Origin of the sequence: Ralstonia sp. 24A2, assembly GCF_051783885.1 — a bacterium.
Taxonomy (GTDB): domain Bacteria; phylum Pseudomonadota; class Gammaproteobacteria; order Burkholderiales; family Burkholderiaceae; genus Ralstonia.
Genome location: NZ_JBPVZD010000002.1, coordinates 355682 through 372216, shown reverse-complemented (window position 1 = coordinate 372216; position 16535 = coordinate 355682). Strand labels below are relative to the sequence as shown.

The window sequence follows — 16535 nt, the reverse complement described above, 5'->3', positions numbered from 1 at the left end:
GAAAGGGAGGCAAACCACCAAGCCCCAATCAATTCCCCGTCCCCTGGATGTAGTTGAGATCCACAAACTCACTCCCCCGATTCCCCCGAGTGAAATCCAAGGTAAATCCCCCCACGTCCACCCGCGTCTGCAACGCGCGTCGCAACTCGGCGCCCGACACTTTCCCGCCCGCTGCGTTGATCGCCTGAATCAAATACGTCGCAGCGATATAACCCGACAACGTGGCCCCCGACGGCGGTTCATCCAGAAACTGCTTCATCCGTGCGATGTGCTCGCGCGTGATTTTCGTGTTGCCGACGGCGGGGTTCGGCACGGTCTGCGCGAGCAGCATGCCGCCGCTGTAACCGGTGCCGAGAATTTCACGCGCCACCTGCGGATTAACCGAAGAGAGCCCGACCAGGAAGCCATACCACCCGTGCTGCGCCAGTGCGCGGCCAACACTGGCATAGGCGAGGGTATCGCCGGCGACGATGACGGCGGTCGGCTTGGTCGGGGCGATACGTGCGGCCAGTTCGCCCGGATCGCCCGTCAGGGTGTAGAGATCGAGCGTCTCGGCGGCATCCCCCTTGGCGGGCGCTGTAGCTGCCAGCGTGTTGCGCAGACGCGTACCGAGTTGCGGATCGAACCCCGCAGTGGTGACCAGCGCGATGCGCCGCATGCCGAACTGCCGCAGCCGGTTGTGGGCGGCGATGATCTCGTGGTCGTAGTCGGGGCGGATGAACCAGACGTTGTCCGACGTGGACATGGCGCCCGAGAGCGGTGCCAGCAGCGGGACATTGCGCCGCGCGATCTCCGGAGACGCCGTCAGCGCGGGCAGCAGGCGTTCGCTTACGCCAAAGAGCACTTCCACGCGGTCGCGCTCGATCATGTCGATGGCCTGCGGCACCGCTTCGGGCTGTTCGACTTCGCGACGGACCAGGCTGATGCGCCGGCCCTTGATGCCACCGCTCAGGTTGGCCGCATCAAACGCGACCTTGGCGCCGGCCATGAAATCACGCGCGTAGTCGGCCTGGGCGCCGCCGCGCTCGACCAACTGCCCGACAACAAGGGTGGTATTGCCTTGCGCATGCGCCGTCAGCGTCACAACGGCGGTTGCGCAGGCGAATACGCACGCGCAGCGGCGTGCCAGTGTCTGCCACATCATGCTTCCCCCAAAGACGAATCGACGGCGCGTTGTTCTTGTTGTGACCGGCCTGGCAGGCGAGTGCGCGCCAATCGTCGATGTTAGGCGGTCGAACGTGACAGATCAGTGAAGTTGAGCCCCTCCTGATGGAGGGACCGGCGCGTTTGAACCCGCATTGACCGACGTTGACACATATCAACGCGCCGCTGGGAGCGCGGGAATAGCATCAACCATCGCCCTCGCACCCCACGCCCCATGTTCCCCTTTGCCCAACCGGCCGCCCAGGATGCGGCTGCCAATGACACCGCTTTCCGCTGGTCTGCACCGCAGGTGCGCGCGCTGGTGCAGCGTTTTGATACGCATGGTCCGCGCTATACGTCGTACCCGACAGCGGACCGCTTCCACAACGGCTTCAGCAACGCGGCCTACCTCGACGCACTGCACCGACGCGCCGCGATTGCGCCGGCGCTGCATGCACCCCTGTCGCTGTACATGCATCTGCCGTTCTGCGCGAACCTCTGCTACTACTGCGGCTGCAACAAGGTCATCACCAAGGACCACTCGCGCAGTGCGCGCTACATCCGCGCCCTGGCGCAGGAGATGGCCCTCGTGGCCGGCCACGTCGGCCCGCTGCGCCGCGTGACGCAACTGCATTGGGGCGGTGGCACGCCCACCTTCCTCACACACGATGAGATGCGCGCCGTGATGGCCGCCACACGCGAACATTTCGATCTGATGCCCGACGCGGAAATCTCCGTCGAACTCGACCCGCGCCACGCAGACGACGCCACGCTGTCCATCCTGGCCGACCTCGGCTTCAATCGCGCCAGCCTTGGCATTCAGGACTTTGATCCGGAGGTGCAGCGCGCCGTCCACCGCATCCAGAGCGTGGAAGACACGCGCCGCGTGGTCGATAGCGCGCGCCGCCTCGGCTTCGAATCGATCAGCTTTGACCTGATCTACGGCTTGCCGCATCAACGTACCGAGACATTCAACGCGACACTGGACCGCGTGCTGGAGATGGCGCCGGATCGGCTTTCCGTCTACAGCTATGCGCACCTGCCGCACCTGTTCAAGCCGCAGCGCCGCATCGACCTGCTCGCGCTGCCGACCGCCGACGAGAAGCTCGACCTGCTGGCGATGACGGTGGAGCGTCTGGTGGACGCGGGCTATGTCTATATCGGGATGGATCACTTCGCGCGTCCGGATGACGCACTGGCGATTGCGCAGCGCGAAGGGCGCTTGCAGCGCAATTTCCAGGGCTACTCCACACATGCCGATTGCGACCTGCTGGCCTTTGGCGTGTCCGCCATCAGCCGCGTGGGCGATGTGTATGCGCAAAACGAAAAGGACCTCGACGCGTACTACGCGCGCATCGACGCCAATGCGCTGCCGGTGCTGCGCGGCCTGTCGCTCACGCCGGACGACCACGTGCGGCGTGCGCTGATTGGTGAGCTGATGTGCGGGTTCGAGCTGGACATGCGCGCGTTTGGCGCCACGCACGGGTTGGATTTCAAGCGCACCTTTGCCGATGAACTGGAGGCGCTGGCGCCGCTGGAAGAAGCGGGCCTGGTGAAGGTGGGCGACGAGCGCATCCTCATCACGCCACAAGGACGGTTGCTGGTGCGGCGTATCGCGATGGTGTTCGATGCGCACCTGCGCGCCGTTGGCACCGAGCGCGCGGTCGAGGCGCAGGGCAAGCCCGTCGCCTTCGTTCCGCGCTACTCCAAGGTGGTCTGACCGGCCTTAAGCCGTTGCCGGTTCCTGCGCATTCGTTTCCGTTTGCGCGGTTGCGACCGTCTGTGGCCAAACCTCGGCTAGGCGCAGCAGGTTGGTCGAACCTGCCTGGCCAAACGGCATGCCCGCCGTGATGGCGATCTGGTCGCCCGATACGGCAAAGCCTTCACGCGCAGCAGCGCGGCAGGCCGCATCCACCATTTCATCCACGCTGTGCACGTCGGCGCTCACGGTGCTGTGCACGCCCCAGGTGATCGCCAGACGGCGCGCCGTATCCAGGCGCGGCGTGATGCTCACGATGGGTGCCAGCGGCCGTTCACGCGCGGCGCGCAGGCTGGTCTTGCCGCTGGACGTGTAGGTGACGGTGGCCACCGCCCCCAGGATGTGCGTCACGTCGCGCAGGGCGGCGCAGATGGCGTCCTGGCGCGTCGGCAGCGGGGCCTGGTGTTGTGCGTCGATCAGGTTGCGGTAGAGCGGGTCGCGCTCGGTCTCGGCAATGATGCGGTTCATGATGCTGACCGCTGCCACCGGGTGCTTGCCGCTGGCCGATTCGGCCGAGAGCATCACGGCATCGGTGCCGTCGTACACAGCCGTTGCCACGTCGGAGGCTTCGGCGCGCGTCGGCACCGGTGCTTCGATCATCGATTCGAGCATCTGCGTGGCCACGACCACCGGCTTGCCGTGTTGACGTGCGATGCGCAGGATGCGCTTCTGCACGCCGGGCACGCGCTCAGGCGGCAGCTCCACGCCCAGGTCGCCACGCGCCACCATCAGCGCGTCGGAGGCCTGCACGATGTCTTCCAGGTGCAACAGTGCGGCGGGCTTCTCGATCTTGGAGAGCAGGCCGGCGCGGTCGCCGATGATCTCGCGCGCAGCGATCACGTCTTCGGCGCGCTGCACGAACGACAGCGCAATCCAGTCCACCCCCAGCGACAGGGCGAACTCGAGGTCGCGCAGGTCTTTCTCGGTGAGTGCGGGGATGGGGATCACCGCGTCGGGCACGTTCACGCCCTTGCGGTCCGACAGCGGGCCGCCATCGACCACGCGAGTGACGATGGCGGTCGGGTCAGCGGCTTCCACAGCCAGGCGGATCTTGCCGTCGTCCAGCAGCAGCGATTGGCCCGGTGCGGCGGCAGCATACAGCTCGGGGTGCGGCAGGTGTACGCGGGTGATATCGCCCGGGGTCGGGTCGCGGTCGAGTACGAAGCGATCGCCGTTCTTGAGCACGACGCGGCCTTCGGCGAACGTGCCGATGCGCAGCTTCGGGCCCTGCATGTCGGCCAGGATGCCGATGGGGCGGCCGAGTTCAGCTTCCACTGCACGCACGATGTCGTAGCGCTTGCGGTGGTCTTCGTGCGAGCCGTGGCTGAAGTTCAGGCGGAAGACATCGGCGCCGGCTTCAACGAGCGCGCGGATGGTGTCTTTGTCGCTGCTGGCGGGGCCGAGGGTGGCGAGGATTTTGGTGTTGCGGAAGCGGCGCACTTTATTGCTCCGGTGGGTTTGTGTTTGGACCTGGGTGGTCCATCCCTCATTTCATCCCCTGCCGGGGCTGACTCACTTTCTTTGTCTTGCCAAAGAAAGTAAGCAAAGAAAGGCGCGCCCAAGATGGCGACCCCTCCCTTGAATTTTCGTAACCGGGCGGAGACGGGGAAAACTCGCTGCGCTCAAACAGTTCCCCGTCTTTTTTTCCGCCCGCTTACAAAAATTCAAGGCGCCATCCAGGGCAGGAAAAACACACCGTCTGTGCGCTGCCCCTTCAGGCTCTTGTTTGCTGCTGTGCTTCACGTGCGTCTACAACCAGTCCTTCTACCGGACTCGTGGCCCGATTGTTTGGCCGTACCTTGCCCTAGATGGCGCCTTGAATTTCTGTTGCAGGGAGGAAAAAGGAAGGGAAACTGTTTGAGCGCAGCGAGTTTTTCCCTTCCCCTCCCTGCGACATAAATTCAAGGAGTGTTTCGCCATCTCGGGCGCGCCTTTCTTTGCTTACTTTCTTTGGCAAGACAAAGAAAGTGAGTCAGCCCCGGCAGGGGATGAAACAAGGCATGGACTACAAGACCAAAAACAAGCCCACCCCAACCCAGCTTTAGGCAATGTCGTGGTTCGACATGATCTCAATCGCCCGGCACAGCGCTGAGTGATCCTGCTTGCCCAGACCGTTGGCAGCACAGGTGTTGAACAGCTCCTGCGCCGTCGCCGTGTTAGGCAGTGCCACGCCCAGCGCCTTGGCACCCTGCAGCGCCAGGTTCAGATCCTTCTGGTGCAGCTCGATACGGAAGCCCGGATCAAACGTACGCTTGACCATGCGCTCGCCGTGCACTTCCAGAATGCGCGAATTGGCAAAGCCGCCCATCAGCGCCTGACGCACCTTCGCGGGGTCCGCACCGGCCTTCGATGCAAACAACAGGGCTTCCGACACGGCCTGGATGTTCAGCGCCACGATGATCTGGTTGGCCACCTTGGTGGTCTGGCCGTCGCCGTTGCCGCCCACCAGCGTGATGTTCTTGCCCATCAGTTGGAACAGCGGCAGCGCGCGGTCGAATGCAGCTTGCTCACCGCCGACCATGATCGTCAGCGAGGCAGCCTTGGCGCCCACTTCGCCGCCCGACACCGGAGCGTCCAGGTATTGCGCGCCGGTCTTGTTGACGCGTGCAGCAAAGTCCTTCGTCGCGATCGGCGAGATCGAACTCATGTCGACCACGATCTTGTTGGCAGCTGCGTCCTTGCCGGCATCCTTCAGTGCCTTGGCGACGCCCTTGTCGCTGAACAGCACGGCTTCAACGTGCGGGGTGTCCGGCACCATCACGAAGATGATGTCGGCACGCTTGGCGACTTCTTCCGCGCTCGTGCAGACCGTCACGCCCGCTTCCACCAGGGTGGCCGGTGCCGGGTTCACGTCGTGCACGAACAGCGTGTGACCTGCTGCGCGCAGGTGGCCTGCCATGGGGGCGCCCATGATGCCGAGGCCGATGAAACCGAGATTCAGTGCGTTTGCCATGGTGAGGGATCTCCTTGGGGTTAATGGTTTGTGTGTGGTGAATGGGCCTTGGTGGTCCACTCCCTTTCACCCCCTGCCGGGGGCGACTCACTTTCTTTGTCTTGCCAAAGAAAAGTGAGCAAAGAAAGGCGCGCCCAAGATGGCGACACCCTCCTTGAATTTGTGTAACCGGGCGGAGACGGGGAAAACTCGCTGCGCTCAGACAGTTCCCCGTCTTTTTTCCGCCCGCTTACACAAATTCAAGGCGCCATCTAGGGCAGGGAAAAGCAAACCGTTGGTCTGCATGCCCTAGTGGCTCTTGTTGTTTGCTGCTACCCATTGCTACTGCTATCGCTACTGCGCTTGTGCACAGATGGTTTGGCTTTTGACTTTCCTGCCCTTGATGGCGCCTTGAATTTCTGTTGCAAGGAGGAAAAAGGAAGGGGAACTGTTTGAGCGAAGCGAGTTTTCCCCTTCCCCTCCTTGCGACAGAAATTCAAGGGGAAGTCGCCATCTCGGGCGCGCCTTTCTTTTGCTTACTTTTCTTTGGCAAGACAAAGAAAAGTGAGTCAGCCCCGGCAGGGGATGAAACAAGGGATGCACCCCTCCCGCCGGAACAAAGAGCGAACCAAAAAATCAAGCCACGTTGTGAGCAGCCCGCCAGCCCAGACCTTCAACCGTCCCAGCCTTAGGCTTGTACTCACACCCAATCCAGCCTTGGTAGCCAATCTCATCCAGCCACTTGAACAAGAACTGGTAGTTGATCTCGCCCGTGCCGGGTTCGTTACGCCCAGGGTTGTCCGCCAACTGCACATGCTTGATCTTGTCCAGATGGCGCTTCAGCGTGTTCGCCACTTCGCCTTCCATGCGCTGCATGTGATAGATGTCGTACTGCACGTACAGGTTGGACGCATCCACGTCGTTGATCAGATCCAGCGCCTGCTGCGTGCGGCTCAGGTAGAAGCCCGGAATGTCGAACGTGTTGATCGGCTCGATCAGCAGATCAATCTTCTCGGCCTTCAGCGCCTTGGCTGCAAACTTCAAGTTCTCCACCAGCGTCTTGCGCGCAGCGTCTTCGCTCACGCCTTCGGGGCGGATGCCCACCAGGCAGTTGAGCTGCTTCACGCCGAGCACCTTGGCGTACTTGATCGCCTCGCCCACGCCTTCCTGAAACTCACCCACGCGATCCGGCAGCACGGCGATGCCGCGCTCGCCGCCGTCCCAGTTGCCGGCCGGCAGGTTGTGCAGGACCAGATCCAGTTGGTAGCTGTTCAGCTTGTCGGCGATCTGGTCTGCGTGGAACGCGTAGGGGAACAGGAACTCCACACCGCGGAAGCCCGCACGCGCGGCGGCTTCGAAGCGATCGAGGAAGGCCTGCTCGTTGAAGAGCATGGTCAGGTTGGCTGCCAGCTTTGTCATGTTTTCTCCTGTTATCGGACGGTGAGGGAACAGCGCGCCGTCTTTATGCGGTGGCGCCTTCGGCTTCCGTGAGGGTGTCTTCCAGGTCGAGCACGTCTTCAAACTCGACCACGTTGTCGATCTCCGTGCCCATCGCGATGTTCGTCACGCGCTCTAGGATCACTTCCACCATCACCGGCACCGAGAATTCGGCCATCAGCTTGCGAGCCTGTGCGAAGGCCGGTTCGATGTCTTCCGGCTTGAACACGCGGATCGCCTTGCAACCCAGGCCTTCCACCACCTTCACGTGGTCGACGCCGTAGCCGTTCAGCTCAGGGGCGTTCACGTTGTCGAAGGCGAGCTGGACGCAGTAGTCCATGTCGAAGTTGCGCTGTGCCTGGCGGATCAGGCCCAGGTACGAGTTGTTCACCACCACGTGGATGTACGGCACCTTGAACTGCGCGGCCACCGCCATTTCTTCGATCATGAACTGGAAGTCGTAGTCACCCGAGATGGCGACCACATCGCTGTTGGGCGAAGCCACCTTCACGCCGATTGCGGCGGGAATCGTCCAGCCCAGCGGGCCTGCCTGGCCGCAGTTGATCCAGTGGCGCGGCTGGTTGACCGACAGGAACTGTGCAGCGGCGATTTGCGACAGGCCAATCGTCGACACGTAACGCACGTCGCGCGGGAAGTACTGATTCATCTCGCGGTACACGCGCTGCGGCTTGACCGGCACGTTGTCGAAGTCCGAGCGACGCAGCATCGTGCGCTTGCGCTTCTGCACGTCGGCGTTCCACGACTTGCGGCACGGCAGCTTGCCGGCGGCCTTCAGCTCGCGGGCGACTTCGATGAACTTCTCCAGCGCAGCACCAGCGTCCGACACGATGCCCAGGTCCGGACCGAACACGCGGCCGATCTGGGTCGGTTCGATATCGACGTGAATGAACTTGCGGCCCTTGGTGTAGACGTCGACGCTGCCCGTGTGGCGGTTGGCCCAGCGGTTGCCGATGCCGAACACGAAGTCCGATGCCAGCAGCGTGGCGTTGCCGTAGCGGTGCGACGTTTGCAGACCGACCATGCCGGCGTTGAGCGGGTGGTCATCGGCCAGCACGCCCCAGCCCATCAGGGTCGGGACCACGGGCACGTTCACCAGCTCGGCAAACTCGACCATCAGCTTGTCGGCATTGGCGTTGATCACGCCGCCGCCGCACACCAACAGCGGGCGCTCGGCTGCGCACAGCATCTCGATGGCGCGCTCGGCCTGGGCACGCGTGGCCGCAGGCTTGTAGACCGGCATCGGGCTGTAGGTGTCGATGTCGAATTCGATCTCGGCGACTTGCACGTCGAACGGCAGGTCGATCAACACCGGACCCGGACGGCCCGAACGCATCAGGTGGAACGCTTGCTGGAACACGCGCGGCACCAGCGCCGGCTCGCGCACGGTGACGGCCCACTTGGTGACCGGCTTGGCGATCGACTCGATGTCGACAGCCTGGAAATCTTCCTTGTACAGGCGGGCGCGGGGCGCTTGGCCGGTGATGCACAGGATGGGAATCGAATCTGCCCAGGCCGAGTACAGGCCGGTGATCATGTCCGTGCCTGCAGGGCCCGAGGTGCCGATACACACGCCGATGTTGCCGGGTTCGGCACGGGTATAGCCTTCGGCCATGTGCGAGGCGCCTTCAACGTGGCGGGCCAGCACGTGGTCGATGTTGCCGGCCTTGCGCAGGGCCGAGTACAACGGGTTGATGGCGGCACCAGGCACGCCGAAGGCGGTGGTGATGCCTTCTTTTTCCATCACCGCAACGGCGGCATCGATCGCTCTCATCTTCGGCATGGTGTGTCTCCAGGAAGGGAAGGTGGGAATCCGGTTGAGCTGATCCTATTCCCGCATGCCGATATGGATAAACGCAGCTTTCGTCAGTTGATTACGAACCCTGTGTATCGAATGTTTTCTCGTGTTGCAGCAATCCCGAGTCAACAACACTGCCGAAGAAGCTTGGAACCACGCCGTTTCTACTCGATTTTGTGCGACGCAAAAATCCGATGACTCGCGCAAGTATCGATCACGTCACTGCCTGTCATTTCAGTCATTCGTCACAGGTGAGTTGCGCTGGATAGCACCAATCTGCGTACGGAATCCTCCATAAAATGGTCGGACATTGCGAACTGGAATGATGGAATGGACAAGCTCAAGCAGATCGAAGCGTTCATCGCCGTGGTGGAACACGGCAGCATGGCCGCCGCCGCGCTCACGCAGGACGTGACGCCCGTCATGATCGGCCGGCGCATCAACGCGCTGGAGGCCCGCCTGGGCGTGAAGCTGCTGCACAGGTCCACGCGCCGCATTGCGGTGACGGAGCAGGGCGCGGTGTTCATGGAGCAGTGCAAGAAGGCGCTGGGCGAACTGGACCGCGCCGAACTGCTCGTCGCGGAAGGCCGCCACAAGGCGACGGGCCACCTGATCGTCTCCGCGCCGGCCGCGTTCGGTCGCAAGCACGTCGCGCCGCACGCGCCGGACTTCCTGCGCGCCAACCCGGACGTGCGCTGCTCGTTCAACCTGACCGACCGCGTGGTCGATCTCGTGCGCGAGGGCTATGACGTGGGCATCCGCATCGGTGGGGCGATCGATCCGAACTTCGTCGCGATCCGCCTGGCGTCGAACAAACGTGTGGTGTGCGGTACGCCCGCGTACTTCGCCAAGCACGGTGTGCCGCGCACGCTGGATGACCTGGAAAAGCACAACTGCCTCGCCTTCAACCTGCAGGGCGGCCAGCAGCGCGGCTGGTACTTTCAGCAGAACGGCAAGGCCGTCACCGTCAAAGTGAGCGGCAACCTCGACTGCAACGACGGCGAACTGCTGCACCGCTGGATGGGTGAGGGCCTGGGCCTCGGCTGGCGCTCAACGTGGGAGATCCAGCCCGAGTTGGAGTCCGGCGCACTGATGACGGTGCTGGACGACTACGCGCTGCCCGACTACGACATCCTCGCCGTGTATCCGCAGCAGCGGCCGGTGCCGGCGAAGATCCGGTTCTTTATCGAGCACCTGAAGGCGGTGTATGCGCAGGTGGGGTATTGGTCGCGGGCGAGTTGAGCGACAAGCTGATGCAGGCGCCCAACTCAAGGCGGTGCGGCGATTCGCTAGCGCAATGAAACAAGGCCGGGTCTACTCTGATTTGTGTTAACCGACGACATGTCCGGGCAGTCTTCCTGTCCCTTCCCATCAAATTTGATTCTTAACCAATCCACCATTGCCTTCGTATCAGCAGTGATGGTTTGAAAATGAACATCGATGTAGCCTTCGTGCTTTGGGGTCGGAAGTTTCCCGTACTCCTTGTAACAGACCGAGCTTTTTCCGTTCTTGTTTTCAAGTTGCGCCACCAGAGGGCGTGTTGCAGTTACAGGAACTCGCTCATCTTCGCTGGCCTGCGAAATGCGAATAGGAACGTCAACTTTCTGATTCGGATCCATTTCATTAAGTTGCGCGCCCAATTTCGGCCACGGGAGGATCGGCGGAATCAAATTAGGAAATGGTTTATTAAATAAACTATCCGGATTTTTCCCCCATAGCTCACTGCCACTCAACTCCACCCGGCAATAACTGTCGACGCTGCTCTTGAACACATTCAAGCCCTCCGGCGTCAATATGTTGGTCAAGGAAATGTCTGGGTCTCCACGCTGGGCTCCCAAGATTGCCAGTGGCAAAAATGGTAATGATGGCTCCTTGGTTGGATCCTGTGCGGCGTTGCTCGGCAAGAACTGCAGAAAATACGGATTCGGCGCCGGAGCAATTGCAGCAACACCCACCAACTTTTCCGGTATCCACTTGTTAGCGCCTTCTTGCAGGTGTGCCGCCCACAAGGCGGCATGCCCGCCTTGTGAATGGCCGACAACGGCGAATTTTTCGGAGAATTCGATGCCATGCGTCGCCCCATATTCATGCGTCGCTCGCACAATATCCAGCACACCTCGTCCTTCTGATGGGCCATTCAAGTAGGGGTGTGGCCCAGCCGTGCCCAAGCCCTCGTAGTCGGTCATCACCACCGCCCAACCCGCCTTCAGAAAGGCGTTGAGCATGACATGCGGGGCGCGATTTATTTTTCTGTGAAGTTCGGGAAGACCGAGCAGATCCGAGTCCATCGACGGGGCACATCGATCGGCACTGCCAACTGTGCCATGTGCCCAACTGACGATAGGCCAGCCACCACGAGGCGTGGGGCCTTTAGGTATGGCGACAATCCCGGAGACGGCTCGGGCGGTGTCTTTGCCATCGTTCTTTGCTGACTGATAGATCAGCAATTCACTTCGTTCCGCATGCTCCAGCCCGGCCGTCGGATTGGCTGGTCTGGAGCGAATGAGATGGCCGTGTTCCCCAGAAAGATCCTCCGGGCTTACCCGATAAAAAACATCGTCGGGCTCTCTTTCAGGCAACAAGAATTCACTCGCGGGATGCCGTTGTGCCTTGGCCTGGCAAGCCAACAGCACCGCCACTGTCAACAAACAGCGCATCGCTCGTGATTGGTGTGTACCCATCCTTATCTTTTCTCCGCGCAAGTTTCGTCATGAACATGACTGCAAAATGTCTGCAGCGGAAAAAATTTTAGGAATCACACTACCCACAATCAAAAATTGGCGTACCACGCTGGAGCTTGGTTGTCGGTGCTGCTCGCCAACCGAACCGAAGCGGAGGGCATGGCGCTAAGCGATGACGACCCGCCCCTGCGTCAGATCCCGCAGCGTGACGCGCGCCTCCGCCTCATCCGTCACCGGCAACCGCACGGTGAGCGTGACGCCCGCATCGTAAGCAGCATCGACAAGCGCATAGCCGCCATCGTCGATCCAGCGGCGGATACGCGCCTCATCCGCGTAATCGGTGGCGAGGGTGAGGGTGGTGCTAGCGATGCGCTCCACGCGTTCGGCCTGCATCAGCGCGGTGGCGATGGCATCGGTGTAGGCGCGCACGAGCCCGCCCGCACCGAGCTTCACCCCACCGAAATAGCGAACCACGGCGCCCAGCGTGCCATCGAGGTCGTGATGGCGCAGCACTTCCAGGATGGGGCGACCGGCGGTGCCAGAGGGTTCGCCGTCATCGGACATGCCGGATTGCCCACCCGCCAATAACGCCCAACAGACGTGCGTTGCCGAGGGGTGCTCCGCACGCAGGCGTGCGACGACCTCCATGGCCGCGGCGCGGTCTTCGACCGGTACGGCCAATCCGATGAAACGGCTCTTCTTGATTTCCAGCTCGGCCGAAACCGGCGCGCGCAGTGTGTACGTCGGCACGCGCGTGTCAGGCGAGGAGGGCGGCAACGAGGTCCGTTGCCCGGCCACCCGGCGATTCGAACCTGAGCGAGGCCTCGGTGTGCGCCATGTGTTCTTCCATCAGAGCGATGGCGCCTTCCACGTCACCGCGCTTGGCGGCTTCCAGAAAGGCGGTGTGCTCGTCGGACGAGCGCACGGCGTCGTAGGTGGACTGGTACATCATCGTGATGACCGAACTGCGCGCGGACAGCTCGCGCAGCATTTCCTTGAGCACGCTGTTGCCGACCACGTCGGCCAGCAGCAGGTGGAAGTCGGCCATCAGGCGGTTGCGACGCGGCACGTCGGCGATGCTGCCACTTGCCGCCACCTGGTGTTCTTCGGCCAGGTGTTTTTCCAGCCTCTTGTAATCAGCCGGCGTGGCGCGGGCGATGAACTCGCGCACCAGCGCCACTTCCAGCACGCGGCGCACGGCAAACACCTCGCGCGCCTCGGTCTCGTCCGGCTTGGCGACAAACGCGCCGCGGTCCGGCTCCATGCGGATCAGCTTGTCCTTGGCCAGCATCAGCAGCGCCGCGCGAATCTTGGTGCGGCTGACGCCGTAGACCTTCGCCAGCGCTTCTTCGCGCAGCTTGGTGCCGGGCGGCAGGCGGTGCGCGACGATCGCCTGGGCGATGTCGTCGGCGATGCCTTCGGAGGAGATGTCGGCGGCGGTCGTTTCGGTCATGGTACTGATTTTACCGCCGTCCGACAGGTGCCGGCTTCAGGCATGCGGCAGGGTGTGCGCTGCGGCGGCCGGTGCGGCATGGCCGTGCGCAATCGCTTCGCCTTCTTCTGTGATGTCGATCTTGCCGTCCAGCACCGCGTTGGCGCGCACCCGGTCGATGTCCTTCTCCCACGCGGCAATCACCACCGTCGCCACGCAGTTGCCGATCAGGTTGCCCAGTGCACGGGCAATGCCGATGAACCAGTCGACGGACAGCACCAGCACCAGGCCAACGGCCGGAATGGCGGGGATGACCGACAGCGTGGCCGCCAGGATCACGATGGCCGAACCCGGAATACCGTGCGCGCCTTTGGAGGTGATCAGCGCCACACCCAGGATCAACAGCAGATCCTGCAAAGCCAGCGGCGTGTTGGTCGCCTGGGCGATGAACACGGCCGCCAGCGTCAGATAGATCGAGAACGCATCGAGGTTGAACGAGTAACCGGTCGGAATGACCAGACCCACCACCGAGCGCTTGATGCCCATCTTCTCCAGCTTGTTCATGATGGACGGCAGCACCGCGTCGGACGAGGCCGTGCCCAGCACCACCAGCAGCTCAGCACGCAGGAAGCGGATCAGCTTGAAGATGTTGAAACCCGCCACGCGCAGGATGGTGCCCAGCACCACCACCACGAAGATCGCCACGGCCGCATAGAACAGCAGCACCAGGAAGCCCAGTTGCTTGAGCGAGCCCGCACCGTACTTGCCCACCGTAAAGGCCACCGCGCCCAGCACGCCCAGCGGCGCCAGGCGGATGATCACCGCCATCATGCGGAACAGCACATGCGAGAGCTGATCGATCAGGTTGACCAGCGGCTTGGTGCGCTCACCCAGCAGCGACAGCGAGCAGCCGAACAGGATCGACACCAGCAGCACCTGCAGGATGTCGCCCTTCACAAAACCGCTGACGAACGTATCCGGGATCAGCTTGAGGAAGAACGCCGCCACGCCGGTCGATTCCACCTGCTTGGCCGTGTTCATGTACGACGCCATGGCGGCCGGGTCGAGCGTCTTCGGGTCCACATTCATGCCGTGGCCCGGCCCGAACAGATAGGCCAGCGCAATGCCCAGTGCCAGCGCAATCGTCGTGACGATCTCGAAGTAGATGACGGCCTTGCCGCCCACGCGCCCAACCTTCTTCAGTTCGCCCGCGCCGCAAATGCCGACCACCACCACCGAGAACACGATCGGTGCGATCAGCATCTTGATGAGCTTCAGAAAACCGTCGCCGAGCGGCTGCAGTTTCTGTGCAAATTCAGGCGCCCAGACGCCCAGCGCAATACCGATTGCTAGGGCAATCAAAACCTGCCCGAACAACGGGCGCGTAAAGCGTTGCATGGTGAATCCTCCTTTGGATTTCAGGTGTCTCAAGCCTTGCGGATCGTCTATTGCGATTGTCGTCACGGCTTTGTTTCGCTCATTGCATCGCAGCAAATTGTTGTCGCGAATTGTTGGGCGGTGACGGCATCATAGGCGATCCAATTTTTGTATGCAATTTTTGAATTCACATGCTAGCATCGGTCCATGCAGTCCCGCGAACCCTTGTGGTTCCGCCATTTACGCTGCACTTCCGGCGCTCCCATCGCCATGGTTTCGAGTGTTCTTACTCACCGTTTTTGTTCGATGGGCCTGCCGTATAACATCCAGAGACAAACACCAAGGAGTTTCCCCATGGCGCTGCCTACGCTCGATCCCAACGCCCCCGATTTCACCCGCCGCTATCCGAACCTGGCCGATCCGCGCCTGGGTGCCGTGGCCACGTTCGCGACCGACGAATTTTTCGCGCCGAAAGACCGCATGCTCAACCCCGAGCCGGCAGTCTTCATTCCCGGCAAGTACGATGACCACGGCAAGTGGATGGACGGCTGGGAAACGCGCCGTCGCCGCAACGGTGGCTATGACCACTGCATCGTCAAGCTGGCCCGCCCGGGCGTGGTGAAGGGTGTGGATATCGACACCAGCCACTTCACGGGCAACTTCCCGCCGGCCGCCTCCATCGAAGCCGCCTACCTGCCGGACGGCGAGCCGACCGATGCCACGCAGTGGACCGAGATCGTTCCGTCGACCACGCTGCAAGGCAACAGCCACGCCTACGTGGCCGTGAGCAGCACGCAAGCCTTCACGCACCTGCGCGTGAACATCTTCCCGGACGGCGGCATCGCGCGCCTGCGCGTGTACGGCCAGCCGCAAGTCGACTGGAAGGGTGCTGACCGCACCAAGCTGATCGACTTGGCCGCCATGGAAAACGGCGCCTACGTGGTCGAAGCCAACAACGAACACTTCGGGCCGGCCTCGCGCATGCTGATGCCGGGCCGTGGCGTGAACATGGGTGACGGCTGGGAAACGCGCCGCCGCCGCGAGCCGGGCAACGACTGGTGCGTGATCGCACTGGCCAACCCGGGCCGCATCCGCAAGATCGAAGTCGATACCGCGCACTTCAAAGGCAACTTTGCCGACCGCGTTTCCATCCAGGCAGCCCGCGTGGTGGGCGGCACTGACAGCTCGCTGAAGACGCAAGCCATGTTCTGGCAAACGCTGCTGCCCGAGCAAAAGCTGCAGATGGACCTGCAGCACTACTACGAAGCAGAAATCGCGGACCTGGGTATCGTCACGCACGTGCGTTTCAACATGTTCCCGGACGGCGGTGTGTCGCGTCTGCGTCTGTGGGGGGTACTGGAATGAGTCAAGACACCGCCGCAGTTGCCAACCCTCGCATTGCGCTGACCATCGAGCCGCTCACGCGTGAAGCCTTCGCGCCATTCGGCGACGTGATCGAACTGGAAGGGGCCAAGCAGTTCCCCATCAACCAGGGCACGACCACGCGCTTTCATGACCTCGCCAACGTGGATGTGGGCGAGGGCGGTCGCGCGCTCATCAGCCTGTTCCGTGGCCAGCCGCGCACGCTGCCGTTCGAGGTGAAGATGCTGGAGCGCCACCCCCGTGGCAGCCAGGCCTTCATCCCGCAGAACGACAAGCCGTACCTGGTGGTCGTGGCGCCGGCAGGTGAGTTGGATCCGTCCAAGCTGCGCGCGTTCGTGTCGCACGGCTGGCAGGGCGTGAACTACGCACGCGGCGTGTGGCATCACCCGCTGCTGGCCTTGGGCGAGGTGAGCGACTTCCTCGTGGTCGACCGCGGCGGCGAAGGCCACAACTGCGACGAGCAGGACTTGCCTGAATCGGTGTGGTTGACCGCTGAGGCGATGCAAGCTGCGCAGTAAGCCTCCCCTGACTCGGTGACAACATTGGGCCCCCGCACAACGGGGGCTCAGTCACTT

The 16535-nt window shown here is 62.5% G+C and carries 13 protein-coding genes; 4 read left to right on the top strand and 9 right to left on the bottom strand.

The window, feature by feature from the left end; all coding sequences use genetic code 11:
- Positions 1-28: 28 nt before the first annotated feature.
- Positions 29-1141 carry an ABC transporter substrate-binding protein gene (locus ACS13N_RS06565; protein WP_438932801.1) on the bottom strand — a complete coding sequence of 371 codons (1113 nt, stop codon included), beginning with the start codon at positions 1139-1141 and terminating at the stop codon, positions 29-31.
- A gap of 237 nt (positions 1142-1378) precedes the next feature.
- Between ACS13N_RS06565 and hemN the strand changes: the two genes are divergently transcribed.
- The gene (gene hemN, locus ACS13N_RS06560; protein WP_438930905.1) at positions 1379-2863 is read left to right on the top strand and encodes an oxygen-independent coproporphyrinogen III oxidase; all 1485 of its coding nucleotides are present in this window, start codon (positions 1379-1381) and stop codon (positions 2861-2863) included.
- Positions 2864-2869: 6 nt separating this feature from the next.
- Here the strand turns inward: hemN and pyk are convergent, their stop codons facing one another.
- From pyk to gcl, 4 genes are all read right to left on the bottom strand, one after another.
- Entirely contained in the window at positions 2870-4342 is a 1473-nt protein-coding gene (gene pyk / locus ACS13N_RS06555) for a pyruvate kinase (RefSeq protein ID WP_438930904.1), read from the bottom strand.
- Positions 4343-4943: 601 nt separating this feature from the next.
- A complete protein-coding gene (glxR, locus tag ACS13N_RS06550; protein WP_438930903.1) occupies positions 4944-5855 on the bottom strand; it encodes a 2-hydroxy-3-oxopropionate reductase in 912 nt (303 codons plus the stop codon).
- 615 nt (positions 5856-6470) lie between these two features.
- Entirely contained in the window at positions 6471-7253 is a 783-nt protein-coding gene (hyi, locus tag ACS13N_RS06545) for a hydroxypyruvate isomerase (RefSeq protein ID WP_438930902.1), read from the bottom strand.
- 43 nt (positions 7254-7296) lie between these two features.
- On the bottom strand, positions 7297-9072 hold the full coding sequence (gcl, locus tag ACS13N_RS06540) for a glyoxylate carboligase (RefSeq protein ID WP_438930901.1): 1776 nt from the start codon (positions 9070-9072) through the stop codon (positions 7297-7299).
- Positions 9073-9417: 345 nt separating this feature from the next.
- Between gcl and ACS13N_RS06535 the strand changes: the two genes are divergently transcribed.
- On the top strand, positions 9418-10329 hold the full coding sequence (locus ACS13N_RS06535; protein ID WP_438930900.1) for a LysR family transcriptional regulator: 912 nt from the start codon (positions 9418-9420) through the stop codon (positions 10327-10329).
- Between the two features lie 47 nt (positions 10330-10376).
- Here the strand turns inward: ACS13N_RS06535 and ACS13N_RS06530 are convergent, their stop codons facing one another.
- From ACS13N_RS06530 to ACS13N_RS06515, 4 genes are all read right to left on the bottom strand, one after another.
- The gene (locus ACS13N_RS06530; RefSeq protein WP_438930899.1) at positions 10377-11768 is read right to left on the bottom strand and encodes a lipase family protein; all 1392 of its coding nucleotides are present in this window, start codon (positions 11766-11768) and stop codon (positions 10377-10379) included.
- A gap of 165 nt (positions 11769-11933) precedes the next feature.
- The gene (locus ACS13N_RS06525; protein WP_438930898.1) at positions 11934-12518 is read right to left on the bottom strand and encodes an IMPACT family protein; all 585 of its coding nucleotides are present in this window, start codon (positions 12516-12518) and stop codon (positions 11934-11936) included.
- A gap of 7 nt (positions 12519-12525) precedes the next feature.
- The gene (locus ACS13N_RS06520; protein WP_438930897.1) at positions 12526-13221 is read right to left on the bottom strand and encodes a GntR family transcriptional regulator; all 696 of its coding nucleotides are present in this window, start codon (positions 13219-13221) and stop codon (positions 12526-12528) included.
- 36 nt (positions 13222-13257) lie between these two features.
- Positions 13258-14598: a C4-dicarboxylate transporter DctA gene (locus ACS13N_RS06515; protein WP_438930896.1), complete on the bottom strand. Its 1341-nt coding sequence runs from the start codon at positions 14596-14598 to the stop codon at positions 13258-13260.
- 333 nt (positions 14599-14931) lie between these two features.
- Here ACS13N_RS06515 and alc point away from each other — a divergent pair, with 333 nt between their 5' ends.
- Complete coding sequence (gene alc, locus ACS13N_RS06510; RefSeq protein ID WP_438930895.1) at positions 14932-15942, top strand: allantoicase; 1011 nt, start codon at positions 14932-14934, stop codon at positions 15940-15942.
- Positions 15939-16478, top strand: a complete 540-nt coding sequence (locus tag ACS13N_RS06505) for an ureidoglycolate lyase (RefSeq protein WP_438930894.1) — start codon at positions 15939-15941, stop codon at positions 16476-16478. The genes alc and ACS13N_RS06505 overlap by 4 nt, the downstream gene beginning before the upstream one ends.
- The last annotated feature ends 57 nt before the right edge of the window (positions 16479-16535 follow it).